General features: G+C 71.5%; 19 protein-coding genes. 2 read left to right on the forward strand and 17 right to left on the reverse strand.

Annotation, left to right across the window (positions count from 1 at the left end; translation table 11 throughout):
- Positions 1–134 precede the first annotated feature (134 nt).
- The gene (locus tag ACZ5K7_RS10105; RefSeq protein ID WP_468912328.1) at positions 135–773 is read left to right on the forward strand and encodes a TetR/AcrR family transcriptional regulator; all 639 of its coding nucleotides are present in this window, start codon (positions 135–137) and stop codon (positions 771–773) included.
- Between the two features lie 43 nt (positions 774–816).
- Here the strand turns inward: ACZ5K7_RS10105 and ACZ5K7_RS10110 are convergent, their stop codons facing one another.
- The 16 genes from ACZ5K7_RS10110 to ACZ5K7_RS10185 all read right to left on the reverse strand — a co-directional run bounded on the left by ACZ5K7_RS10110 (position 817) and on the right by ACZ5K7_RS10185 (position 22,143).
- Positions 817–1,458 carry a TetR/AcrR family transcriptional regulator gene (locus tag ACZ5K7_RS10110; RefSeq protein ID WP_468912330.1) on the reverse strand — a complete coding sequence of 214 codons (642 nt, stop codon included), beginning with the start codon at positions 1,456–1,458 and terminating at the stop codon, positions 817–819.
- A complete protein-coding gene (locus ACZ5K7_RS10115) occupies positions 1,446–2,180 on the reverse strand; it encodes an enoyl-CoA hydratase family protein (RefSeq protein WP_468912332.1) in 735 nt (244 codons plus the stop codon). Before ACZ5K7_RS10115 ends, ACZ5K7_RS10110 begins: the two co-directional genes overlap by 13 nt.
- The gene (locus ACZ5K7_RS10120) at positions 2,177–3,772 is read right to left on the reverse strand and encodes a 4-coumarate--CoA ligase family protein (protein ID WP_351711809.1); all 1,596 of its coding nucleotides are present in this window, start codon (positions 3,770–3,772) and stop codon (positions 2,177–2,179) included. The genes ACZ5K7_RS10115 and ACZ5K7_RS10120 overlap by 4 nt, the downstream gene beginning before the upstream one ends.
- Before the next feature lie 36 nt (positions 3,773–3,808).
- Entirely contained in the window at positions 3,809–4,975 is a 1,167-nt protein-coding gene (locus ACZ5K7_RS10125) for an acyl-CoA dehydrogenase family protein (RefSeq protein ID WP_468912333.1), read from the reverse strand.
- Between the two features lie 82 nt (positions 4,976–5,057).
- The gene (locus tag ACZ5K7_RS10130; RefSeq protein WP_468912335.1) at positions 5,058–6,902 is read right to left on the reverse strand and encodes an acetyl/propionyl/methylcrotonyl-CoA carboxylase subunit alpha; all 1,845 of its coding nucleotides are present in this window, start codon (positions 6,900–6,902) and stop codon (positions 5,058–5,060) included.
- A gap of 8 nt (positions 6,903–6,910) precedes the next feature.
- A complete protein-coding gene (locus ACZ5K7_RS10135) occupies positions 6,911–8,509 on the reverse strand; it encodes an acyl-CoA carboxylase subunit beta (RefSeq protein WP_468912337.1) in 1,599 nt (532 codons plus the stop codon).
- Entirely contained in the window at positions 8,506–10,209 is a 1,704-nt protein-coding gene (locus tag ACZ5K7_RS10140; RefSeq protein ID WP_468912339.1) for an acyclic terpene utilization AtuA family protein, read from the reverse strand. Before ACZ5K7_RS10140 ends, ACZ5K7_RS10135 begins: the two co-directional genes overlap by 4 nt.
- Positions 10,206–11,000, reverse strand: a complete 795-nt coding sequence (locus ACZ5K7_RS10145) for a TIGR03084 family metal-binding protein (RefSeq protein ID WP_468912340.1) — start codon at positions 10,998–11,000, stop codon at positions 10,206–10,208. Before ACZ5K7_RS10145 ends, ACZ5K7_RS10140 begins: the two co-directional genes overlap by 4 nt.
- 501 nt (positions 11,001–11,501) lie before the next feature.
- Positions 11,502–12,524, reverse strand: coding sequence for an EamA family transporter (locus ACZ5K7_RS10150; protein WP_351711801.1), 1,023 nt, complete (start codon positions 12,522–12,524; stop codon positions 11,502–11,504).
- Positions 12,525–12,641: 117 nt separating this feature from the next.
- Entirely contained in the window at positions 12,642–13,319 is a 678-nt protein-coding gene (locus ACZ5K7_RS10155; protein WP_468912342.1) for a hypothetical protein, read from the reverse strand.
- Positions 13,320–13,408: 89 nt separating this feature from the next.
- A complete protein-coding gene (locus ACZ5K7_RS10160) occupies positions 13,409–14,254 on the reverse strand; it encodes a hypothetical protein (RefSeq protein ID WP_468912343.1) in 846 nt (281 codons plus the stop codon).
- Between the two features lie 155 nt (positions 14,255–14,409).
- On the reverse strand, positions 14,410–16,575 hold the full coding sequence (locus tag ACZ5K7_RS10165) for an ABC transporter ATP-binding protein (RefSeq protein WP_468912344.1): 2,166 nt from the start codon (positions 16,573–16,575) through the stop codon (positions 14,410–14,412).
- A 93-nt stretch (positions 16,576–16,668) separates the two neighbouring features.
- A complete protein-coding gene (locus ACZ5K7_RS10170; RefSeq protein ID WP_351711793.1) occupies positions 16,669–16,797 on the reverse strand; it encodes a hypothetical protein in 129 nt (42 codons plus the stop codon).
- A gap of 250 nt (positions 16,798–17,047) precedes the next feature.
- Positions 17,048–18,181: a lipid II:glycine glycyltransferase FemX gene (locus ACZ5K7_RS10175; protein ID WP_468912345.1), complete on the reverse strand. Its 1,134-nt coding sequence runs from the start codon at positions 18,179–18,181 to the stop codon at positions 17,048–17,050.
- Positions 18,182–18,415: 234 nt separating this feature from the next.
- Entirely contained in the window at positions 18,416–19,204 is a 789-nt protein-coding gene (locus tag ACZ5K7_RS10180; protein WP_468912347.1) for a metallophosphoesterase family protein, read from the reverse strand.
- Positions 19,201–22,143, reverse strand: coding sequence for an FAD-binding and (Fe-S)-binding domain-containing protein (locus ACZ5K7_RS10185; RefSeq protein WP_468912349.1), 2,943 nt, complete (start codon positions 22,141–22,143; stop codon positions 19,201–19,203). The genes ACZ5K7_RS10180 and ACZ5K7_RS10185 overlap by 4 nt, the downstream gene beginning before the upstream one ends.
- A gap of 241 nt (positions 22,144–22,384) precedes the next feature.
- Between ACZ5K7_RS10185 and serC the strand changes: the two genes are divergently transcribed.
- The gene (serC, locus tag ACZ5K7_RS10190) at positions 22,385–23,503 is read left to right on the forward strand and encodes a phosphoserine transaminase (RefSeq protein WP_351711787.1); all 1,119 of its coding nucleotides are present in this window, start codon (positions 22,385–22,387) and stop codon (positions 23,501–23,503) included.
- A 159-nt stretch (positions 23,504–23,662) separates the two neighbouring features.
- On the opposite strand, the gene ACZ5K7_RS10195 is transcribed toward serC, so the two are convergent.
- The gene (locus ACZ5K7_RS10195) at positions 23,663–24,658 is read right to left on the reverse strand and encodes a WD40 repeat domain-containing protein (RefSeq protein WP_468912350.1); all 996 of its coding nucleotides are present in this window, start codon (positions 24,656–24,658) and stop codon (positions 23,663–23,665) included.
- Positions 24,659–24,722: the final 64 nt, after the last annotated feature.

Below are 24,722 nucleotides of genomic sequence, written 5' to 3' on the forward strand. Positions count from 1 at the left end.
TCGCGTCCTTAGTAATTCAAACGCTCGCTTAACCTTATGAACGGCCGTACAGGCTGTCAAGCCACTGTTTGAATTCCATGGTCGCGCGACACGGTCGTTGACAATGTACTCAAGCATATGATTGAGTACATTGCATGACACGGGTGGAGAAGACGGACCTACGCCGGGAGGCCGGGCAGCGCACGCGGGACGGCCTGCAGACGGCCGCCCTGGAGTTGCTCTCGCAGCGAGGCCAGGAGGGCGTGACGCTCCGCGAGATCACCGATCGCGCCGGAGCCAACGTCGCCGCGGTGAGCTACCACTACGGGTCGCTGAAGGCGCTGTGCGACTCCGCGATCGAGCACGCGCTGGAACGGTATCTGGACGAGAAGATCCTGGAACTGGATTCCCTCGCCTCCACCGCGACGCTCCACGAGGTGGCGACGGCCTTCGCACGGCCGATGGTGCGCGCACTGGCGGCCGGCGGTCAGGACCTGGCTGTGATGCGGACCGTGGCGCGGGTCGGCATCGATCCGCCCCAGGGATGGGAGCGGCTGAACGGCAAGTTCGACCAGAGCCGCCGGGGCGCCGTCCGGGTGCTGGCACCGAACCTTCCCGGAGTGGACGAGCAGGAACTGAACTTCCGTACGCGCTGCGCGGCCGGCCTGCTGAACTGGCTCGCGCTGGCACCCATCGGCACCGAGCTGGCCGCCATGTCCGCCGAGCAGATCGAGCGGCGGCTGGTCCCCGTGGTGGCCGGAGCGTTCCGCGGGGACGCCGCCGTCGGCAGCTGACCGAGCCGGAGGCGGCCGGCGGAGTCGCCGCCCGGAGGGGCGCTCAGCCCAGGGTCTCGTCCAGCAACGCCGCCCACTGGCTCACCACTCGTTCTCTCCTCGTCCCGTCGTCCGTCAGGAGGTTGGCGAGGCCCAGGCCTCTGGCCATGTCCAGGAGGCCCTGGACGGTTTCCCGGGTGCCTGGGCGGGATTCGTCGGCGGACAGGAGGTCCACGGCGATGCGGTGGGTCTCGCGGCCCACCCGGGCTTCCAGTTCGGTGACCCGGGGGCGGAGCTGCTCCTCGTTGGAGGCGGCGACCCAGAGGTGCAGGGCGGCGCGGAAGAGAGGGCCGGTGTAGAGGTCGACCAGGGCCGAGACGACGGCCCGGCGGTCGCCCTCCGCGCCCTGCGGGAACAGGGCGCGCAGAGCGGTGGAGCGTTCTTCGGCGACGTATTCGACGGCGGCGGTGAAGAGGTCCTCGCGGGTGCGGAAGTGGTGCTGGGCGGCGCCCCGGGAGACGCCGGCGCGTTCGGCGACGACGGCGACAGTGGAGCCTGCCCAGCCGTGTTCGGCGAGGCAGGCCACGGCGGCTTCCAGGAGCCGTTGCCGGGTGGCCCGGCTGCGGTCCTGTTTGGGGGCGCGGTCCTGTTGAGGTCCGCGCGCGTGTTCCGCCGTGTTCACGCCGGCCGTACTCACACCACCCACGCCGCATCCCGTCGTTCGAGGAAGGCCGTCATCCCCTCGCGGGCCTGGTCGGAGGAGAACAGCCGGGCCGAGAGTGCGGTCAGGGTGGCCGCGTCCCGGTCGAATGTTTCCAGCACCCTAGCTGTGAGCAGCTGTTTCGTCTCGGTCAGGGCCTGGGGGGCGGAGCGGCGGAGGCCGTCGAGGATGGGTTCCAGGGCGGTGTCGACGTCGTCGGCGGTGGTGGTGAGAAGGCCGAGGCGTACGGCTTCGGGGGCTTCGAAGCGTTCGCCGGTGAGGTAGTAGCGGGCCAGGGCGCGGGGGTCGGTGCGCGGGAGGAGGGGCAGGGAGATGACGGCGGGGGCGACGCCGATGCGTACCTCGGTGAAGGCGAAGGTGGCCGCGGTGGCGGCGGCCGCGATGTCGCAGGCGGCGAGGAGGCCGAGGCCGCCGGCGCGGACGTGGCCGGTGACGCGGGCGACGACCGGTCTGGGCAGTTCGACGATCTGGCGCAGGAGGCCGACGAGGGCGTCGGGGTGGGGCGGGTCGCGCAGGTCGGCGCCGGCGCAGAAGGTCGTACCGGTGTGGGTGAGGACGACGGCGCGGACGTCGGGGTCCTTGGCGCAGTCGGTGAGGGCCTCGGCGAGTTCGGCGACGAGGGCGGCGGACAGGGCGTTGCGGGTAGGGGCGGAGTCGAGGCTGAGGGTGGCGACGGCACGCGCGCTTGTCTGTCCGATCAACGTCATGGCCGCTCCCCCGGTTCCCCGGTCCGGCCGAGTGCGCGCAGTTCGCGGCGGAGTATCTTCCCGGAGGCCGCGCGGGGCACGCCGGCGATGAAGGTGACCTTGCGGACGCGTTTGTAGGGTGCGACGCGTTCGGCGACGTAGAGCATGGTCTCGTTCTCGGTGAGGTCGGCGGCGGTGGGCTGGCGGACGACGAAGGCGTGCGGGATCTCGTTGCCGTCCTCGTTGTAGGCGCCGATCACGGCGGCGTCGGCGATGCCGGGGTGGGTGAGCAGAAGCGCCTCCAGTTCGGCCGGGGCGACCTGGAAGCCCTTGTACTTGATGAGTTCCTTGACCCGGTCGACGACGAACAGCCAGCCGTCGGCGTCGGCGTGGCCGACGTCCCCGGTGTGCAGCCAGCCGTCGCTGTCGATCATCGCGGCGGTGGCGTCGGGCTGGCCGAGGTAGCCCTTCATGACCTGGGGGCCGCGGATGAGGATCTCGCCGGGTTCGCCGATGTCGAGGTCCTTGTGCGGGTCGTCGAGGGAGACGATCCGCATCTCCGTGCCGGCGATGAGTTTGCCGACGGTACCGGGCGGTGCCTGGTGCATGGTGTCGAGCGGGACGACGTGGGTGCCGGGCGAGAGCTCCGTCATGCCGTAGGCCTGCGCGACGGGCGGCAGGCCGAGGCGCTCGGAGCAGGCGGCGGCCAGGCCGGCGTCCAGAGGGGCGGCGGCGCTCATGACGTACTTCAGGGACGACAGGTCGTACTGCTCGACCAGCGGGTGCTTGGCGAGGGCGAGGACGATCGGCGGGGCGACGTACAGGCCGGTGATGCGGTGGTTCTGGATTGCCGCGAGGAAGGTCTGCAGGTCGAAGCGGGGCAGTACGACCACGGTGGCGCCCATCCGCAGGGGCGCGTTCATGAGCGCGGTGAGGCCGTAGATGTGGAAGAGGGGGAGTACGGCGAGGATGCGGTCGCCGGGGCCGGTGGGGACGGCGGGTTCCAGTTGGGCCAGGTTGGTGGCGATCTGCCGGTGGGTGAGCATCACGCCCTTGGGGACGCCGGTGGTGCCGGAGGAGTACGGCAGTGCGGCGACGTCCTCGGCGGGGTCGATGTCGACCTGTGGTTCGGGGGCGTCGCCGGCCAGCATGTCGATCAGCGAGCGGTGTCCGGGGGCGCTGTCGCAGACGAATATCTCCGCTATGCCGCCGGCGAGTTCGGCGGCCCGGCGAGCGGCCTCCAGCAGCGGTGCGACGGTGACGATCCAGCGGGCCGCGGAGTCCCTGAGCTGTTTGGCGAACTCCTCGGGCGTGGCGAGGGGGTGCACGGTGGTGACGGAGGCACCCGCGCGCGTGGCCGCGTAGAACGCCGTCGGGAAGGCGACCGTGTTCGGGCTGTGCAGGGCCAGCACATCGCCCTTGCGGACACCCGCGTCGGCGAGTGCGGCCGCGACCCTGCGGTGGAACCGGTCCAGTTGCTCGTAGGTGAGGGTGGTGCCGTCGGTGCCGTCGATCAGGGCGGGCGTGTCACCGAACGCGGCGGCCCGGCCCAGCACCGCCTCATGGATGGGGAGTTCTACGGGTGGAACGTCTGCGTACTCGCTGCGGAACACGGTTCCTCCAAGCGGCTGCCAGTGCCAGTGCGTGGCCTAGTACGACTTGGGAAGGCCAAGCGTCTGGTGGGAGACGTAGTTGAGAATCATCTCCCTGCTCACCGGAGCAATACGAGCCACACGCGCGGCCGTTATCAACGAAGCGAGCCCGAATTCCCGGGTGAGTCCGTTGCCGCCGAGGGTGTGCACGGCCTGGTCGACGGCGCGCACGCATGCCTCGCCCGCCGCGTACTTGGCCATGTTGGCTGCCTCGCCTGCGCCGATGTCGTCCCCGGCGTCGTAGAGATGGGCCGCCTTCTGCATCATCAGGCGCGCGAGTTCGAGTTCGATGTGCGCCTGGGCGAGGGGGTGGGCGATGGCCTGGTGCGCGCCGATGGGGGTCTTCCAGACGGTGCGGTCGCGCGCGTACTCGACGGCCTTGGACAGCGCGTAGCGTCCCATGCCGATCGCGAAGGCGGCCGTCATGATCCGCTCCGGGTTGAGTCCGGCGAAGAGCTGCAGCAGGCCGGCGTCCTCGTCGCCGACGAGTGCGTCGGCGGGCAGCCGTACGTCGTCGAGGACCAGCTCGAACTGCTTCTCGGCGGCGCTGAGTTCCATGTCGATGGGGTGCTTGTGGAAGCCCTCGGCGTCGGTCGGGACGATGAACAGGCAGGGCTTGAGACGTCCGGTACGAGCGTCTTCGGTACGGCCGACGATCAGGACGGCGTCGGCCATGTCGACGCCGGAGATGAAGACCTTGCGGCCGGTGAGCAGCCAGTCGCCGGTGTCGGGGTCGCGGCGGGCGGTGGTGGTGATGCGGTGGGAGTTGGAGCCGGCGTCGGGTTCGGTGATGCCGAAGGCCATGAGGCGGGAACCGTCGGAGAGTGCGGGCAGCCAGGTCCGCTTCTGTTCCTCGGTGCCGAAGCGGGCGATCACCGTGCCGCAGATCGCGGGTGAGACCACCAGCATGAGGAGCGGGGAGCCCGCGGCGCCGAGTTCTTCGAGCACGATGGAGAGTTCGGTGATGCCGCCGCCTCCGCCGCCGTGTTCCTCCGGGAGGTTGACGCCGAGGTAGCCGAGTTTTCCGGCCTCCTGCCAAAGTTCGGCGGGGGCGCGGCCCTCCGCGATGGTGCGGGTGATGTAGTCGCGGCCGTACTTCTTGCCGAGGGTGGCCACCGCTTCGCGGAGTGCCTTGTGCTCGTCGGATTCGATTTGGGGGGTCACGGTGGCTCCTTCGCGTGCGGGTTGTCGGTGGCTGGTCGCGCTCACGCGGCGGTAGCCGCATATCGAATACCGCCCCGCGCCCCTAAAGGGGCGCTTGCACCACCGCCAGTAGAGAGCCGGGCTCCACCTGTTGGCCGACCACGACCCGCAGTTCGCTCAGCGTGCCGGCGACCGGGGCTGTGATCTGGTGCTGCATCTTCATCGCCTCAAGCCACAACAGGGGCTGGCCGGCCTCTACCGTCGCCCCCTCCTCCAAGCCCTCCGCCATCCGGACGACCGTCCCCGGCATCGGCGCCAGAAGCGAACCGGGCGCCAGCTGGGCCTTCGGGTCGGGGAAGCGCGGGAGTGCGGTGAGGGCGGTGTTGTTGACGTGGACCTGGTCGCCGTACCGGGACACCTCGAACTTCCGGTGTACGCCGTCGATGTCGAGTACGACCAGACGCGCGCCCGCGTGCACGACCCGCACGCCCTCTGCCGTGAGGCCCTCGCGCGCGTGCCGGTAGTGGACCTCGTGTTCCTCGCCCGCCATCAGGTAGCGCTTGGTCTGCGGCTGGGAGGAGACGTTGCGCCAGCCGCCGAAGCGGGAGCGGCCATGGGCGTCGGCCAGGGCGGCCGCGAGGGGGGCGTGCGGGTCGGCGGCGGGCGCCGTGAGGGTGGTGAGGTGGCGGTCGTAGAAGCCGGTGTCCATGCGGGCGGCGGTGAACTCCTCGTGGCGCAGGGAGCGGACGAGGAGGTCGCGGTTGGTGACGGGGCCGTGCAGGGTGGTGTTGTCGAGCGCGTGCGCCAGCTTGCGCAGCGCTTCCGTACGCGTGGGAGCGTGCGCGACCGCTTTCGCGAGCATCGCGTCGTAGTGGACGCCGATCTCGTCGCCGTCGGTGTAGCCGGTGTCCAGGCGGACGCTGCCGGGGACGGCGAGGCGGTGCAGGGTTCCGGTCTGCGGGGCCCAGTCGTGGGCGGGGTCCTCGGCGTAGAGGCGGGCCTCGATCGCGTGACCGTGCGCGCGCGGGGCTTCGAGCGGAAGGGCGTGGCCCTCGGCGACGCGGATCTGTTCGGCGACCAGGTCGATACCGAAGACGGCCTCGGTGACCGGGTGTTCCACCTGGAGGCGGGTGTTCATCTCCAGGAAGTGCGCCTTTCCGTCGGCGACGAGGAACTCGACGGTGCCCGCGCCGACATAGGAGACGGCGCGCGCGGCGCGCACGGCCAGCGCGTACAGCTCCTTCGTGAGCCCTTCGGGGAGCCCGGGCGCCGGCGCTTCCTCGATCACCTTCTGGTGCCTGCGCTGGAGTGAGCAGTCGCGGGTGCCCAACGGCCACACCGTGCCGTGCGCGTCGGCGAGGATCTGCACCTCCACATGGCGGCCGCGTTCGATGTACGGCTCGACGAAGACCTCGCCGTCACCGAAGGCGCTCGCGGCCTCGGCACGCGCGCCGTCCAACGCGGCGCTCAGCTCCTCAAGGCGGCGCACGATGCGCATCCCGCGCCCCCCGCCGCCCGCGGCCGCCTTCACCAGCACCGGCAGGTCGGACTCGGTGACCTCGCCGAGCGGCGCGATCCCCATCAGCTCCTTGGCGCGCGTCTTGGACGCCATCGCCTCGATCGCCTTCGGGGGCGGCCCGATCCAGACCAGACCGGCGTCGAGGACGGCGCGGGCGAAGTCGACGTTCTCGGAGAGGAAGCCGTACCCGGGGTGCACGGCGTCCGCGCCGGCGCTCACGGCGGCCTTCACCACCAGGTCGCCGCGCAGGTAGGTGTCCGCGGGCGTGGCGCCCGGCAGTCGTACCGCGGTGTCGGCCACGCGCGCGTGGAGCGCGTTCTCGTCGGCGTCCGAGTGCACGGCGACGGTCCGGATGCCGAGGTCGGCGCAGGTGCGGAAGACCCGACAGGCGATCTCGCCGCGGTTGGCGACCAGCAGAGTCGAAATCATGTGATCCCTCACATCCGGAAGACGCCGAAGCCGCCCCGCGCGCCCTCGTAGGGGGCGGTGTGGATGGCGGACAGGCACAGGCCGAGGACGGTGCGGGTGTCGCGCGGGTCGATGACGCCGTCGTCGTACAGCCGCCCGGACAGGAACATCGGCAGCGACTCGGACTCGATCTGCTGCTCGACCATGGCGCGCAGGGCGGCGTCGCCGTCCTCGTCGTACGGCTGTCCCTTCGCGGCGGCCGACTGGCGGGCGACGATCGAGAGCACGCCGGCGAGCTGCTGCGGGCCCATGACGGCGGACTTGGCGCTGGGCCAGGCGAACAGGAAACGGGGGTCGTAGGCGCGCCCGCACATGCCGTAGTGGCCGGCGCCGTAGGAGGCGCCCATGAGGACGGAGATGTGCGGGACACGGCTGTTGCTCACCGCGTTGATCATCATCGCGCCGTGCTTGATGATGCCGCCCTGCTCGTACTCCTTGCCGACCATGTAGCCGGTGGTGTTGTGCAGGAACAGGAGCGGGATGTCGCGCTGGTTGGCGAGCTGGATGAACTGGGCCGCCTTCTGCGACTCCGCGGAGAACAGGACGCCCTGGGCGTTCGCGAGCACCCCCACGGGATAGCCGTGCAGGGTGGCCCAGCCCGTCGTCAGGCTGGTCCCGTACAGCGGCTTGAACTCGTCGAAGTCGGAGGCGTCGACGAGCCGGGCGATCACCTCGCGTGGATCGAAGGGGATCTTGAGGTCGCCGGGGACGATGCCGAGGAGTTCGTCGGCGGCGTACTTGGGGGGCTCGGCCGGCCCCGGATCCTGGTGCGCCTTGCGGTGGTTGAGACGGGCGACCACGCGGCGTGCCTGGCGCAGGGCGTCCGGTTCGTCGACGGCGAAGTAGTCGGCGAGACCCGACACGCGCGCGTGCATCTCCGCGCCGCCCAGGGACTCGTCGTCGCTCTCCTCGCCGGTGGCCATCTTCACCAGGGGCGGTCCGCCGAGGAAGACCTTCGCGCGCTCCTTGACCATGATCACGTGGTCGGACATGCCGGGGATGTAGGCGCCGCCTGCCGTGGAGTTGCCGAAGACGACCGCGATGGTGGGGATGCCGGCGGCCGAGAGCCGGGTGAGGTCCCGGAAGATGGCGCCTCCGGGGATGAAGATCTCCTTCTGGGACGGCAGATCGGCACCTCCCGACTCGACCAGGCTGATGCAGGGCAGCCGGTTGGCGAGGGCGATGTCGTTGGCGCGCAGGGCCTTCTTCAGCGACCAGGGGTTGCTGGCGCCGCCGCGCACGGTCGGGTCGTTGGCGGTGATCAGGCACTCCACGCCCTCGACGACGCCGATCCCGGTGACGAGCGAGGCGCCGACGGCGTAGTCGCTGCCCCAGGCGGCCAGCGGCGACAGCTCCAGGAAGGGCGTGTCGGGGTCGAGGAGGAGCTCGACGCGCTCGCGGGCGAGGAGTTTGCCGCGCTTGCGGTGCCGGGCGACGTACTTCTCGCCACCACCCGCGAGTGCCTTGGCGTGCTCGGCCTCCAGGTCGGTGAGCTTGGCGAGCATGGTGTCGCGGTTCGCCCGGTAGTCGGGGTCGCGGGTGTCGAGCGTGGTCTCGATGACCGTCACAGCAGGGCCTCCGGGATCTCCAGGTGGCGGGAGCGAAGCCATTCGCCGAGGGCCTTGGCCTGGGGGTCGAAACGGTGTTGGGCGGCCACACCCCGGCCGAGGATGCCTTCGACGGTGAAGTTGACGGCGCGGAGGTCGGGCAGGAGGTGCCGGGTGACGGTCAACTCGCGGCTCTCGGGTATGAGGTGCCGGAAGGTGTCGACGGTCAGGGTGTGCGCGAGCCAGCGCCAGGCCTCGTCCGAGCGCACCCAGACGCCGACGTTGGCGTTCCCGCCCTTGTCGCCGCTGCGGGCCCCGGCCACCAGCCCGAGGGGCGCCCGCCGGGTGGGACCGGCCGGGAGCGGCTCGGGCAGCGGCGGTTCGGGCAGATCCTGGAGTACGAGGGTGTCCTGGGCCGGCGGCACAGGGATCCGTCGCCCGTCATGGAGGATGGCCATATGAGGCACCTCGCCCTGGGGGACGTACACATCCTCGAAGACCCCATAGGGCGCGCCCTTCCCAGGTGGCGCGAGCACATGGAAGCCGGGGTAGCTGGCGAGCGCCAGCTCCACGGCGGCTCCGCTCAGCGCCCGCCCGACGGCCTCCTGGTCCCGGTCCCGTACGACGAGCCGGAGCAGCGCGCTGGCCGTCTCCTCGGTGTCCGCGTCGGCCCGGTCGGTGCGCACCAGCTCCCATCGCACCTCCTGCGGGGGCGACTTGGCGAGGGCGTCGGTCATCTGCTCGCGTACCAGTGCCGCCTTGGCCTCGATGTCGAGGCCGGTGAGGACGAAGACGACCTCGTTGCGGAAGCCGCCCAGGCGGTTGCGGCCGACCTTGAGGGTCGGGGGCGGTGCCTCGCCCCGCACGCCCTCGATCCGTACCCGGTCCGGGCCGTCCTGGCTCAGCCGTACGGTGTCGAGGCGGGCGGTGACGTCGGGGCCCGCGTACCGGGCGCCGCCGGTCTCGTACAGGAGCTGGGCGGTCACCGTGCCGACGTCGACGAAGCCGCCGGTGCCGGGGTGCTTGGTGATGACGCAGCCGCCGTCCTCGTGGAGTTCGGCGAGCGGGAAGCCGGGCCGCCGCAGGTCCCGGCCGGCCCCCACTGCGGCTGCGGCTGCTGCTTCGGCGAAGAAGGCGTAGTTGCCGCCGGTGGCCTGGGTTCCGCACTCCAGGACGTGTCCGGCGACGACGGCGCCCGCGAGCCGGTCGTACTCCCCCGGCTGCCAGCCGAAGTGGGCGGCGGCGGGTCCGGTGACGAGGGCGGCGTCGGTGACCCGGCCGGTGACCACGATGTCGGCGCCGGCCCGCAGGCACTCGGCGATCCCGAAGCCGCCGAGGTAGGCGTGGGCGGCGAGGCTGCCGGGGTGGGCGGCGGTGAGGTCGTCGCCCTCCACATGTGCGACGCGCACAGGTATGCCGAGCCGGTCGGCCAACGTCCGTACCGCGTCGGCGAGTCCGGCCGGGTTGAGGCCGCCGGCGTTGGTGACGATCCGTACGCCGCGTTCGTGGGCGAGGCCCAGGCAGTCCTCCAGCTGGCGGAGGAAGGTGCGGGCGTATCCGGCGCCGGGGTCCTTCAGCCGGTCGCGGCCCAGGATGAGCATGGTCAGCTCGGCGAGGTAGTCGCCGGTGAGGACGTCGAGTTCGCCGCCGGTGAGCATCTCGCGCAGGGCGTCGAAACGGTCGCCGTAGAAGCCGGAGGCGTTGCCTATCCGCAGGGTCACGCGGCACCGCCCTTCGGGGTGCGGCCGGGGCCGGGCGGCCCCGCGAATGCCTGGGCGATGTCGAGCCAGCGGTCGGCGTCGGCGCCGACGGCCCGCACGGCGAGGTCGGTGCGGTGGGCGCGCTGGGTGACCAGGAGGCAGAAGTCGAGGGCAGGGCCGGTGACCCGGTCGTCGGCGTCCTCGGGGCCGTATGTCCACAGCTCGCCGGAGGGGGCGGTCAGTTCGACGCGGAACTCCTCGAAGGGCACGGGCTGTCCGTGCACGCCGAAGGCGAAGTCGCGGGTGCGGACGCCGAGGCGGGCGATGTGCCGGAGCCGGTCGGTGGGCGTGCGGGTCACGCCCAGCGCGTCGGCGATGTCCAGGCCGTGCGCCCAGGTCTCCATCAGCCGGGCGGTGGCCATGGAGGCGACCGACATAGGGGGGCCGTACCAGGGGAAACGCGCCCGGACCGGCGCCGCGCGCAGTGCCTGGTCCAGGGCCTCGCGCCCGGCCCGCCAGTCCGCCAGCAACTGTGCGGGGGGCCTGGCCGCGCTTTCCTCGGCCCCGTTGTCCACGAAGTCGCCGGGCTGGGCCAGCGCCTTCTCGACCTCGCGGGCGAAGGCGTCCTGATCGGTCACGGCCAGCAGCGAGGAGTGGTCGGTCCAGGCGAGGTGCGCGATCTGGTGGGCGACGGTCCAGCGGGGCGCGGGGGTGGCGAGAGCCCACTGCTCGGCTCCCAACTCGGCTACCAGCCGGTCGAGTTCCGCACTCTCCTCACGCAGGTCGTCGATGACGGGCGTCGGATCGGACATGGGGAGGAGCATGGCAGCGACCCGAGAAACAATCAAGCACGCTTGCATGAATTTGCGCCCGTGCCCGGGAGCAGGAGCCTCCCCGGGGCGATCCCGGGGTTGCCCGGGGACATGCGCGGCCCTTCCTGCGGCATCCGCGGCCATTCCTGGGGCATTCCGGGGGGCATTCCTTGGGACGACCCGTCGCGGCACCGACGCCCGTATGCGGAGGACAGACGAACTCGGCGCGGGGGCGAACGCGACGATCGTCGTGGAGCCCACGGCAAGCGGTCGTACGACTGCCGAGGAGGTCGCGGGCACACCCTCGCGTCAACTCCCCGTTACCGGCCCCTCCTCCTCATGGCCGCCGCCGTCCTCCCCGGTACCGGCCTCTTCCTCCTCGGCCAGGGCGTGAGCAACGCCGCGTTGCAGGCCTGGCAGACGGTGTGCCTCGTACGAAGTCCGCGCCGGTCACGCTGGACGCCCAAACGTGAAGAAGATCCAGCGACCCTCGAACGGCTATCAGGACGCGCTGCCGTTCCCCTCCGGCTGAGCGCCGACGACGGGCTCCGGCTGGGCCACGGCCACCGGGTCCGGCTGCGCACCGGCCGCCGCCTGCCGGCGTCGTCCCACCTGGGAGCGGACCGCGCCGATGCTCGCCGCGATGACGAGGGCGACGGCGGCCGCCTGGGTGGCCGACAGGGCCTGGCCGAGGACGAGGAAGCCGGCGGTGGCGGCGATGGCAGGTTCCAGGCTCATGAGGACGGCGAAGGTGTGGGCCGGAAGGCGGCGCAGGGCGAGGAGTTCGAGGGTGTAGGGCAGGACCGAGGAGAGGACCGCGACCGACGACCCCAGGGCGACGGTGGTCGGGTCCAGGAGCCTGCTGCCGGCTCCGGCGATGCCCAGCGGGAGGAACAACAGAGCCGCGACCGCCATGGCCAGGGCCAGACCGTCGGCCTGCGGGAAACGGCGGCCGGTGCGGGCGCTGAAGATGATGTAGGTGGCCCACATGGCACCGGCGCCCAGGGCCAGGCCGACACCCACGGGGTCGAGGCCGCTGAAGTCTCCGCCGCCGAGCAGGAACACACCGCCCAGCGCGAGTCCCGCCCAGAGGGCGTTGATCAGGCGCCGGGAGGCCAGTACGGACAGGGCGAGCGGTCCGAGCACTTCGAGGGTGACGGCGAGGCCCAGCGGGATGCGGTCGACGGCCTCGTAGAAGAGGCCGTTCATCGCGCCCATGGTGATACCGAAGACGATCACCGTGCCCCAGTCGCTGCGGGAGTGGCCGCGCAGCCGTGGCCGGCAGACGACAAGCAGGATCACCGCGGCCGCGAGCAGCCGCAGGGTCACCACGCCGAGCGCACCCGCCCTGGGCATCAGGGTCACCGCCAGGGCACCGCCGAACTGCACGGAGATCCCGCCGGCCAGGACCAGCCCGACGGGCCCGAGCGAGCCGAGCCGGCCCGGAGCGCCGGTGGCGGCAGGCGCGGCCACCGAAGTGACCGTGGGCGTCGACGTCGGCTGTGAGGTGCTGGGGGTGGTCACGGGCGGTCCATGGGATTCGTCGTTCATTACGATGCACTAACCAGTCCAGGGTAGTGGACTCAGGCAGGCGCGTGAACCCCTTATGGAGCTGTCCTGGACGGTGAGATGTCGACTGCGCTATGTCACGGCCGGGACAACGTGGAGATAGCCTTCCTCGACCAGGTCCGGGTAGCCGAACCGTTCGCCGACCGCGAGGAACGCCTGGTGCTCACGCGGGCCGATGGGCAGGGCCGAGGACTTCAGCACCCGCAGAAAGAGCCGGAAACCCAGGTCCGCGTCGACCTTCTCGACCACCTCGGCCAGAGCGGGCACCAAGCCGGGGAGCTTGGGAGGCCAGACGCGGTTCTGCGTCGCGGCCGCCAGCCGGGCCGCCACGCCGTCGATGACTTCCAGCACCGCCGCGCGCAGACCTGGATCAGACGCCGGCGCCGACGAAGGCGGGAGGAAACCCGGGTCCGTCAGCCGTTCGGCGTCCAGCCAGGCCGCCTCGATCCCGGCCGGCCAGTCCCGCATGCTCTCCTCGTCCCATCGGGGATCGAAGGCATGGTCCGCGCCGCCGACCCACACCGTGCGCAGCACCGCGTCGTCGAGGGGTGACTCCAGCAGGCGTCGTACGTCCCGGCCGAGCAGGGTGTGGCGCGGCGCGGGAACGTCGGTCACCGAACGGGCGGCGATCATGAGCAGGGCGCTCTTGCTGCTGCTTTCCACGAGGCAGTCCAGTTCCGCCACGGTCATGGTCAGGTCCATGCCGTCGCACTGCATGGACAGCCAGGAGAGCCCGAACTCCGCCGTCATGGTCACCCTCCGGGAATTTGTCGATCCATACCGTTCGGCCTCATTCCTGGCAGGGGCGAGGCCGAACGGTGGTGAAACGAATCTTCGGGTTACTTCACGTCGACGTAGTCACCCGTGGCCGTCGAGGCGCCGGTGGTGGCGTTGGTCGCGAAGGAGAAGCGGTAGTAGCCGTCGACCGTGGCCTTGGTGGTGGTCTTGAGCGCGCCGCCGGTGCCGGCGGTGATGGCCTTGACGTTGGTGTAGGTGGTGCTGCCCTTCTTACGGAACTGCAGCTCCACCTTCTGGCTCGCGTAGCCGCCGTACGTCCCGGTGTTCCAGTTGGCGCGCGTCAGCTTGCCGGTGACGGTGATGGTCTTGCCCTTCTTCACGGGCTCCGGGGTGGCGTCGGCGGTCAGCTGGGACGCCTTCTTGATCTTGGTGGTGGCGACGTTGTCGTCGAAGCTGGCGTTGGCGTAGAGGTCCCAGCCGCCGAGGGCGAACTTCCAGGTTCCGGCGACGCCGTTGTTCTTCAGGTCTTTGGCAGCGTTGATGTTGAAGACGGCCTTGCAGCTGTAGACGCCGGTCTGGGTGGTCGACTCTGTGCAGATGGGGTCGTCGTCGATGTCCAGTTCGCCGGTGAGGTCATTGGAGGGGTCGGTGCCCTGCCAGAGGTAGGCCACTGTGAGCGCGACGCCGCTGGAGCTGGTGGCGGTGTAGGTGGCGGTGACGGCCTTCTTCGTGGTGGTGCCGAGGACGATGTCCTTGCCGCCGTTGACGACGCCCTTCGAGAACTTGATGTTCCCCTCTGCGTCCTTCGGCTGGACGGTCTTGGCGGAGAAGGAGCCGAGTCCGTCCTGCGCGCCGGAACGTTCCGCCGCCTGAGCGGCCACCGGAACAGCGAGCGCGGACAGAACGACCGCGCCGGAGAGAACAGTGGCCGCGACGCGTATGCGCATGTGAATCCCCTGGGATCGCGAGAGGCCCGCCGGGGTCTCGCCCCGCCGGGCCACGGATCTACGCAGCGTACAAATCGAATGGAGAACCCTTGAAGATTCTTTGTGCAATAGGTGTGTAACAGGATGCTTTTGACAGGCATTCAGCACCCGCGGGCTCAGATGCCCGGCCACGGCTCCTCGTCACGGAACAGAGGCCGGCCGTCGGGGAGCGTGGTGGGTACGTTCGCCCCGTAGTCGGGCTCCATGGCCGGCCCGGTGTAGGCGTCGTACACGGGCTGCGGCCACAGCCCCGCCGCCGCGTACACGTCGTAGTCGTACATGTTCCCGTACGGCTGCTGGTGGACGTACTCGCCGCCCTGCGCCCCCGCGTAGGAGGTTTGGGGCACCGCGACGGGCTCGGCCGGTGTGCCCTGGTCCATGAACAGCGGCAGCCGCAGTTCACCGGTGTCCATCACCGCGTTGTTCTGGGAGCGGTGCAGCCGGGAGTAGGAGCCGCCGCGGGCGAGGAGTTCGTCGTGGCGGCCGGTCTCGACGATGCGGCCGCGGTCGACGACGAGGATGCGGTCGGCGTCGGGGGCGAGGTTCAGGTCGTGGGTGATCATGATGGTCGTGCGGCCGGCCATCAGGCGCCGCAGCGGCTTGACGACGCGGCGCGCGGCCATCGCGTCCAGGCCGGTGGTCGGCTCGTCGAGGACCAGCACGGGGGCGTCGCGCAGGATCGCGCGGGCGATGGCCAGGCGCTGGAGCTGGCCGCCGGAGAGCCGGGCCGAGTTGGGGTCGACCCTGGTGTCGTAGCCGTCGGGGAGCCGGACGATGAAGTCGTGCGCGTCGGCGGCCCTGGCGGCCTCCTCGATGGCCTGCTCGCTGGCGCCGGGGCGGCCGCAGGCGATGTTGGCGCGCACGGTGTCGTGCAGGACGAGGGTCTCCTGGGGGAGGAGAGTGACGTACTCGCGCAGGCGGGCCAGCGGGAAGTCGCGGATCGGGACGCCGTCGAGGAGGATCTCGCCGCTGTCGGGGTCGTAGAACCGGAGCAGCATCTTGGAGACGGTGGACTTGCCGGCGCCGCTGGGCCCGGTGATGATCACGAGTTCGCCGGGGCTGACCGTGAAGGAGAGGCCCTCCAGGGCGGCCTGGTCGGCGCCGGGGTACCGGAAGCCGACGTCGCGGAGTTCGACGGTGCCGTCGGGGCGGCCGGTGTCCGTGCCGGTGCCGCGGCGGGGGTCGGCGACCGACGGCCGGACGTCGAGGATCTCGATCAGCCGTTCCGCGCCGGCCGTGGCGGCGGTGACGGTGAGGCCGAGCTGGGCGAGGCCGCGCACGGGCGGGTAGAGGTAGCCGAGGAAGGCGGAGAAGGCGAGGAGCTGGCCGAGGGTCATCCGGCCGGTGGAGATCTCCCAGGCGCCGATGCCGATCACCGCGAGGACGCAGATCGTCTCGATGACCTGGACGAGCTGCTCGTAGGCCTCGTTGAGGCGGGTGGAGCGGACGGAGGCGCGGAACCAGGCGCTCGCCTCCTCGTGCAGGCGGCGGCGCTCGGCGTCACGGCGGTCGTACGCCTGGGTCAGCACGATGTTGCCGAGGGACTCCTCGACCACGGAGGTGATCGCGCCGTCGGCGACCCGGCCCTCCCTGGACACGTCCTTGATGGAGCCGGAGAAGCGGCGGGCGGCCAGCCAGAACAGCGGGGCGAGGACGAAGGTGGCGGCGGCCAGGTCCCAGCGCAGCCAGAACGCGGCGGCCGCGTAGAACAGGGCGCTGAACAGGGCCGACGCGGCGCCGACGAGCCCGGACACCACCATGGTCTCGATGGCCTCGACGTCGCTGGTCAGGCGGGAGAGCAGGTCGCCCTGGCGGTGGCGCTGGAAGAAGTGCGGGGGCAGCTGCTGGACGTGGTCGAAGACGTGCTCGCGCAGCCGCATGACGAAGCGTTCGGTGACCCAGGCGGCGATGGAGTTCCCGGCGTACGCGACGATCGCGCCGACGATCGCGATGCCCAGCCACTGGCCGGCCGGGCTCCAGAAGGCGCTGAGCGAACCCTTCTGCAGGGCGTGGTCGGTGAGGTCGCTGAAGAGCAGGATGGCCTCGGTCTCGGCGAGCGCGGCGATCACCGTGCACACCCAGACGATCACCAGCCAGCCGCGCAGGCCCCGGGTCAGCGGCCAGAAGCGGCGGAAGGCGGTGCGGGCCGGGATGACGGGTGCGTACTCGTCGTCCTCGTCGTCCCCGTCGTACTGGTCCCCGTCGTACTCGTCGCCGTCCTCGTATTTCGAGGTGTCGACTTCGTACTCGTATTCCGTGCCTGCACTCTCCTTTGCGCGCATTTCTCACTACCTCCGCTCTCCGACGCTGGAATTACGGGAATTCAGGAGTGAAAAAGGACCGACGGCGAACCGTCGGTCCTCTTTACGGCTGACTCAGTTGTCCTGGCCGGGGATCGGCTTCGGAAGCGGCTTGTGGGCCTTCTTCTTCGGCTTCGGCGGGGGCGGCGGGGGCAGCTGCTTCTTGGGCTTGGGGGGCAGCGGGGCGAGCTTCTTGAGGCTCATTCCGACTCCTTGAGAGTTCGAGGTGCAAGTGGTGCGGGATGGTACGAGAATTCTCTTGGGCAACGTACGGAGATTTCGGATCGTCATCCTCGGCAATCCCCGCCGCCCGACACCGATGAACTTACACGGCCCGGATCTCAAGGAACAGCAAAGTCGGCTTGCGAACGGCAAACAGGTGCTGTGAATACCTGGGTAACAGCTGTATAACGACCCCGAACCTGAGAGTTCTCTTATGAACCTGAGAGCCGGCTTATGAAGCGCGGCGGGCCAGGTACAAGTCGAACGCCTTGTGGAGCAGCTTGTTGAGGGGGAAGTCCCACTCCCCCAGGTACTCGACGGCCTCGCCGCCGGTGCCGACCTTGAAGCGGAGCAGCCCCAGCAGGTGGTCGGACTCCTCCAGGGTGTCGGTGATGCCCCTGAAGTCGTATACGGAGGCGCCGAGTTCGTGGGCGTCGCTCATCATCCGCCACTGGATGGCGTTGTTGGGCTGGACCTCGCGCCTGCGGCTGGTGGAGGCGCCGTAGGAGTACCAGACGTGCCGGCCGACGGTGAGCATGGTCGCGGCGGCGAGGACCTCGCCCTCGTGGTGGGCGAGGTAGAGGCGCATACGGTCGGGGTGTTCCGTGGTGAGGGCGGTCCACATGCGCTGGAAGTAGGGGAGGGGGCGCGGGATGAAGCGGTCGCGTTCGGCGGTCTCGGCGTAGAGGGTGTAGAAGGCGGGCAGGTCCTCGTAGCCGCCGCGGACCACCTTGACCCCCGCCTTCTCGGCCTTCTTCACGTTGCGCCGCCACTGCTGGTTGAGCCCGCTCCGGATGTCCTCCAACGGCCGCCCGGCGAACGGCACCTGGAACACGTACCGGGGCTGCCCGGCCGCGAACCCCTCCTCCCCGCCGGCCGCCGCCTGCCGCCATCCCGTCCGGCGCAGCCGGTCGGCGAGTTCGAGGGCACGGGGTTCCTCCGAGGTCGCCTCGGCGTCCCGCAGCCGCCGGGCGGCGGGGTCGGCGATCGCCTCCTTCACCGCCTCCGCGCTCCACCGTCGTACGACGACCGGCGGCCCCATCTTCACCGTGAAGGCCCCGCGCCCCTTCAGGTACGCGAGCAGCGGATCGAGCCAGCGCTCCAGCGCCGGGTCGTGCCAGTCGATGACGGGCCCCTCCGGCAGATAGGCGAGATACCGCTTCACCTTGGGCAACGCCCGCAACAACACCAGCCCGGCCCCGACGATCCGCCCTTCCCCGTCGCACCAGCCGAGACTCTCCGCCCGCCAGTCGGGCTTCACGTCCCCCCAGGACGGCACCTGCATATGGCTGACGGACGGCCGGGAGCCGACGAAGGCGAGGTGTTCGGCACGGGTGATCGTCCGAAGGCGAAGGGCTGCTGTCATCGGCGGAGAACTCCTCGGACTGCGAAACCGGTCATTTCCGTCAAGGACAACAGACGCACCCCGGGCGGCCGCTTTCCCCACGCCGCCCAGGAACCGCGTGTCGCGCAAACCCCCACCACCGCTCCGGCACGAACGACCCGGCAGCCCCGGCGCCCGCTCGCTCCGGCACGGCCACCCCCGCCCGCGCCCGCCCTCGCCAGCACGAACGGCCCGACCACCCCCCGCCGCGCCCCGCTACGGAGCCCCGGTGGCCGCCGCCCTCCCGTCACCCGGCCCGAACACCGTCAGCGCCTCCGTGTCGGTCACCCGGGAGTTGAGGTAGCAGTCCGCCCACTCCGCGATGTCCGGGTACGCGCACTCGGCGCGGAGCCGGGCCACCGCCGCCGGGATGTCGTACGACGTCACACGCAGGTCGGTGCCGGGGCCCAGGAGGCACCAGTGGGCGCCCGGACGGCCGTAGGGCATGCCCACGCTGCCGGGGTTGACGACCAGGCGGCCGTGGGCGAGGCGTGTGTACGGCATGTGGGTGTGGCCGCAGACGACGGTGGTGACGGCGGGGTCGATGCCGGTGAGCACCTCCGCCCAGCGGTCCGGCGAGGAGTCGACCAGGACGATCTCCTCGTCGTCGCGGGGCGTCGCGTGGCAGAACAGGACCCGGCCCAGGCCTCGGATCGTGAGGGTGGCCGTCCTGGGGAGCGCGGTGAGGAAGTCGACCTGTTCGGCGGTGAGCGCGTTCGCCGCGAACGGGCCGATCGGGTCGGGGATTTCGGTGCGTTCGCCCCTGCGGTACTCCACCAGCTCCCGGTCCGCGTTTCCCGACACCCACAGCACCCGGTCGCCCAGCTCGCGCAACGCCTCGATCACCTGGGCCGGTTGCGGGCCCGCCGTGATGTCGCCGGTGAGGACGATGCGGTCGGCCGTGCACACGTCCGGCTCCGCGAGGACCGCCTCCAGGGCCGGCAACACCCCGTGGATGTCGGAGAGGACCGCCACCCGGTTCAATTCCGCCTCGTGCACGATCACTTCCCGTCCCCTTCCGGTTCCAGCCCCTCGGCCAGTACCTCCGCCAGGTGCCTACCCCGCACCCCCGCCAGCTGTTCCAGCTGGGTGCGGCAGGAGAAGCCGTCGGCCAGGATCACCGTGTCCTGCGGTGCCTCGGCCACCGCCGGCAGCAGCTGCTCCTCCGCGCACGCCCTCGACACCTCGAAGTGGCCTTTCTCGAAGCCGAAGTTGCCTGCCAGGCCGCAGCAGCCGCCGGCCAGGTCGCCGGTGAGGGCGGCGGCCTCGCGGAGACGGCGGTCGGCGGTGTCGCCCAGTACCGCGTGCTGGTGGCAGTGGGTCTGGCCGGTGACCCGGCGGTTCAGGCGGGGTGGGGTCCAGTCGGGGGCCAGGCGTTCCAGGGCCTCCGCGAAGGTGATCACCGCCCCCGCCAGGCGGGCCGCGCGCGGGTCGTCCGGGAGGAGTTCCGGCAGGTCCGCGCGGAGGGCGGCCGCGCAGCTGGGTTCCAGGACGACGAAGAGGGGCGGGTCCTCCACGTCCGCCAGTTCCGGCAGCACGAAGGGGCCCAGGAGGTCGAGGGTGCGGCGCAACACCGCGCGCGCCTCGTCGAGTTGGCCCGTCGAGAGGTACGTCAGCCCGCAGCACGCGCCGGAGGCCCGGCGGGGCCGGCGAGCGGACAAGCCGACGCTCTCCACCTCACCGTCGGCCGACCGCCGTTCCCGCCACGGCCGCGTCGGGAGCTCCGCCACGCCCACGCCCGCCGCCTCCAGCACCCGTACGGCCGCCCGGCCCACCGACGGTGACAGGTGCTCCGTGAACGTGTCCGGCCAGAGGAAGACCATCCGCGCCGGGAAGTCCGGCCGGCGTCCCACCCGCGCGTCCGCCATCCAGCCCCGCAGGCGCCTGCGCTGCCGTCGCCGCAGCCACCGGCTGAACGGCTCCCTCGCCAGGCGCGGGATCCCCCGCTCCGGCGCGATGCCGCCGACGCGTTTGGCCAGCGCCGCCAGCGGGCGTACCGCGGCGAGCGCGTTGACCAGCCCCGCCGTGCGGGTGCGGGCCACCAGGCGCAGCCAGCGCGGCAGCCGGCCCATGCTGTAGTGCGACGGAGGACGGCGGCGGCCCGCGTAGTGGTGGTGCAGGAACTCCGCCTTGTACGTCGCCATGTCCACCCCCACCGGGCAGTCCGACCGGCAGCCCTTGCAGGACAGACACAGGTCCAGCGCGTCCCGGACCTCCGTCGACCGCCAGCCGTCCGTCACCAGTTCACCCGCCAGCATCTCGTGCAGCAGCCGGGCCCGGCCGCGCGTCGAGTGCTCCTCCTCGCCGGTCGCCCGGAACGACGGGCACATCACGGACGCGCCGGACACCTCGGTCGTACGGCACTTCGCGACACCCACGCAGCGGCGGACGGCCGCGGAGAAGTCGCCGTTGTCGGAGGGGTAGCCGAAGGCCACCGGCAGCGGCTCGCGGGGGAGGACGGCGAAGCGGAGGTTCGTGTCCAGAGGCGCGGGCCTGACCAGCATGCCGGGGTTCAGGAGGTCGTCCGGGTCCCAGATTCCCTTCGCCCTCTCGAACAGCGCCACCATCTCCGCGCCGTACATCCTCGGCAGCAGTTCCGCCCTCGCCTGGCCGTCCCCGTGCTCGCCGGAGAGCGAGCCGCCGTGGGCGACGACGAGGTCGGCCAGCTCCTCCGAGAAGCGGCGGAAGCGGGCCACGCCGGCCGCGCCGAGCAGGTCGAAGTCGATGCGGACGTGGATACAGCCGTCGCCGAAGTGGCCGTACGGGGTGCCCCGCAGGCCGTGGGCGGACAGCAGGCCTCTGAAGTCCCGCAGGTAGGCGCCCAGTCGGGCCGGCGGCACCGCGCAGTCCTCCCAGCCGGGCCACGCCTCGCTGCCGTCCGGCATCCGGGTCGCCGTACCGGAGGCGTCCTCGCGGATGCGCCAGAGCGCGCGCTGCCCGGCCGGGTCGGTGACGACCAGCCCGTCCAGGGCATCCGCCGCGCGGACGACCGCCTCCGCACGCGCGCGTGCCTGCGCGGCCGACTCCCCGCCCGTCTCCACGAACAGCCAGGCGCCGCCGCGCGGCAGTCCGGCCGGGGACCGCACCAGGTCGGCGGCCATGCCCTCCACCGTCAACGGGGCGGCGGCCAGCAGCCCGGCCGCCGCCTCCGCCGCCGCGCTCTCGTCGGCGTACCCGAGCACCGCCAGCGCACGCGCGCGGGGCGACTCGACGAGGCGGACGGTCGCCTCCGTGAGGATCCCCAGCGTGCCCTCGCTGCCGCAGAAGGCGCGGGCCACGTCGGCGCCCTTCTCGGGGAGCAGCGCGTCCAGGGCGTACCCGGAGATACGGCGGGGAAGGTCGGGGAAACCGGTGCGCAGGCGGGCCAGCTCCCCGGCCACCAGCTCGCGCAGGCCCTCCGGTGCCCCCGCCCAGTCCTGCCCCGGCCGCAGCCGGCCGCCTCGCGCGGTGAGCACGTCCAGCTCCAGGACGCTGTCCGCCGTGGTGCCCCAGGCCACGCTGTGCGCGCCGCACGAGTTGTTGCCGATCATTCCGCCGAGCGTGCAGCGGCTGTGCGTGGAGGGGTCCGGGCCGAACCGCAGACCGTGCGGGGCGGCGGCCTCCTGAAGACGGTCCAGGACCAGACCCGGCTGGACGACGGCCGTCCGGGTGACCGGATCCAGGTCCAGCAGACGGTTCATGTGGCGGGTGAAGTCCAGCACCACGCCGGTGCCCGTGGCCTGCCCCGCGATCGAGGTGCCGCCGCCCCGGGCGACCACCGGCACCCCGTGGGCGCGGCACACCTCCAGGACGGCCGCCACGTCGGCCGCGTCCCGAGGGGCCACCGCCCCCGCCGGGACCCGCCGGTAGTTGGACGCGTCCATGGTGACCAGCGCCCGCGACGTGACGTCGAACCCCACCTCGCCCCGGACGGCCCCGCGCAGTTCAGCCTCCAGATCGACCATGCCTCCCAGTCTGCCCGCCGGCGCCGACGGTGACGCGGGACGACGGCCGCGAAATCGCCTCGGACCGCGGCCACTCGGCGGCAGCGAAATCACCTCGGACCGCGGCCACTCGGCTGCACCGGGACATGGGCCGGCCCGCCACCCGCCCGCGCCCCGCCCGCTCACCCGCCCGTCTCACCCGCCCGTCTCACCCGACGGACTACATTTCGACCGCGTTTCCTCCAGCCACTACGCTCGCCCCGTGGCTGACATCCAGATCCCCGCTGACATCAAGCCCGCCGACGGACGCTTCGGCGCGGGCCCCTCCAAGGTGCGGACGGAGGCGCTGGACGCGCTCGCCGCCACCGGTACCTCTCTCATGGGCACCTCCCACCGCCAGGCCCCGGTGAAGAACCTGGTCGGCCAGGTCCGCGAGGGCATCAGCGCCCTGTTCTCCCTCCCGGACGGCTACGAGGTCGTCCTCGGCAACGGCGGATCCACCGCCTTCTGGGACGTCGCCACCCACGGTCTGATCGACGGCAAGTCGCAGCACCTGAACTTCGGTGAGTTCTCGTCCAAGTTCGCCAAGGCCGCCAAGCTCGCCCCCTGGCTGGCCGAACCCACCGTCATCGCCTCCGACCCGGGCACCCACCCGCAGCCGCGGGCCGAGGCCGGCGTGGACGTCTACGCCTTCACGCACAACGAGACCTCGACCGGTGTCGCCATGCCCATCGAGCGGGTCGCCGGGGCCGACGAGGGCGCGCTCGTGCTCGTCGACGCCACCTCCGGCGCGGGCGGCCTCCCCGTCGATATCAGCGAGACCGACGTCTACTACTTCGCCCCGCAGAAGTCCTTCGCCTCCGACGGCGGCCTGTGGATCGGCGTCTTCTCCCCGGCCGCGATCGAGCGCGCCGAGCGCGTCCACGCGTCCGGCCGCCATGTGCCGGAGTTCTTCAGCCTCCCCGCGGCGATCGACAACTCCCGCAAGAACCAGACGTACAACACCCCGGCCCTCGCCACCCTCTTCCTGCTCGACCAGCAGCTGAAGTGGCTGAACGGCCAGGGCGGCCTCGCCTTCTCCACCGGCCGTACGAAGGACTCCTCGACCCGCCTCTACACCTGGGCCGAGGAGAGCAAGTACGCCACCCCGTTCGTCGCCGACCCGGCCCAGCGCTCGCAGGTCATCGGCACGATCGACTTCGCCGACGAGATCGACGCGGCCGCCGTCGCCAAGGTGCTGCGCGCCAACGGCATCGTCGACACCGAGCCCTACCGCAAGCTCGGCCGCAACCAGCTCCGTGTCGCGATGTTCCCGGCGATCGACCCGGCCGACGTCGAGGCGCTGACGAAGTGCGTCGACTACGTGATCGAGAAGCTTTGACGCGTACGACAGCGGAGGGCGCCCGGAGCCGGGACAGGCTCCGGGCGCCCCTTCTCGCCGGGCGCGCGGCGCTGCGGCGCAGGGGTGTTCCCGTTCCGTGAGGCCGGACCGGCCCACGGCCGCCCCGCCGGTGACCCGGAAGGGTGACGTCGGCGGGGGTCAGTGCCGACGGGGGGGTGTGCGCCGCAGCCGGCGCAGCCCGAAGAGGGCGAGCACGGCGACGCCGACGGCGATCGCGCCGACCTTGACCTTGCCGCTCGCGGGACTGCCGCTGCCCCCGGCGGCGGCCGAACTCCCGCCGCCGGACGGCGACTTCCCGGCCGCCCCGCCCGGCACGTCCTCGGCCTGTACCGGGCTGTCCGAGCCCTCGCTCCCGTACATCAGCCTGGTCCCGTCGGCGGAGTAGCTGACCGACTCGCCCTGCTTCTGGAGGGGCACGTCGAGCCGCCCCTCCCGCTTGATCTTCCCGCCGTTCCAGTCGTAGTAGATGCCGCCGAGGTAGCCGCGTACGGCGAGCTGCTTGCCGTCGGGCGAGAAGGCGGCGTCGGTGGCCCAGAGGTCGACGGCGGCGACGGGCTTGAAGATGTTGGTGCCGGAGGAGGACAGGGTCGCCGGGCCCTCGTAGAGATGCCCGCCGTCCTCCTTCTTGTCGATGATGTACACGCGCCCGGTCTTGGGGTGGACGATCAGCGACTCGGCATTGCGGGCGCCGTTCGCGTACTTGACGATGTACTGCGTCGCCCTGATCGTCTGGTTCTCCAGGACCTTCGGCTCGGGCAGCCGGTAGATCCACACGTACGGCCAGCTGCCGTCGAGGTTGTCGCCGATGTCCCCGACGTAGATCTGGTTGTCGGGCCCGATGGAGATGGCCTCGACGTCACGGGGCCTGCCGATGCCACTGAGCGTGACCGTGGCGACGGTCTTCCCGGTCGCGCTGTCGACGGCGTAGATGTAGGGGCCGTCGTCGCTGTCGTTGTGGGTCCAGTAGATGCCGGGGTGCAGGTGGGAGGCGGCGAGACCGCTGGACTCGGTGATGCGCGGGTCCGTGATCGTGAACCCCTTGTCACCGGTGCCGTCGGCGGCGGAGGCGGGTGCGGCGGCGAGGGCCCCGGTGAGCAGGACCCCGGCGAGGAGGGCGAACGATCGTCGGCGCATGGGCCCAAGCCTGCCATCCCGCACTGTGTTTCACGGCCCGGGGCCCGTGGGTGACGTGGCGGTC

The organism is Streptomyces sp. NPDC031497 (genome assembly GCF_055580905.1).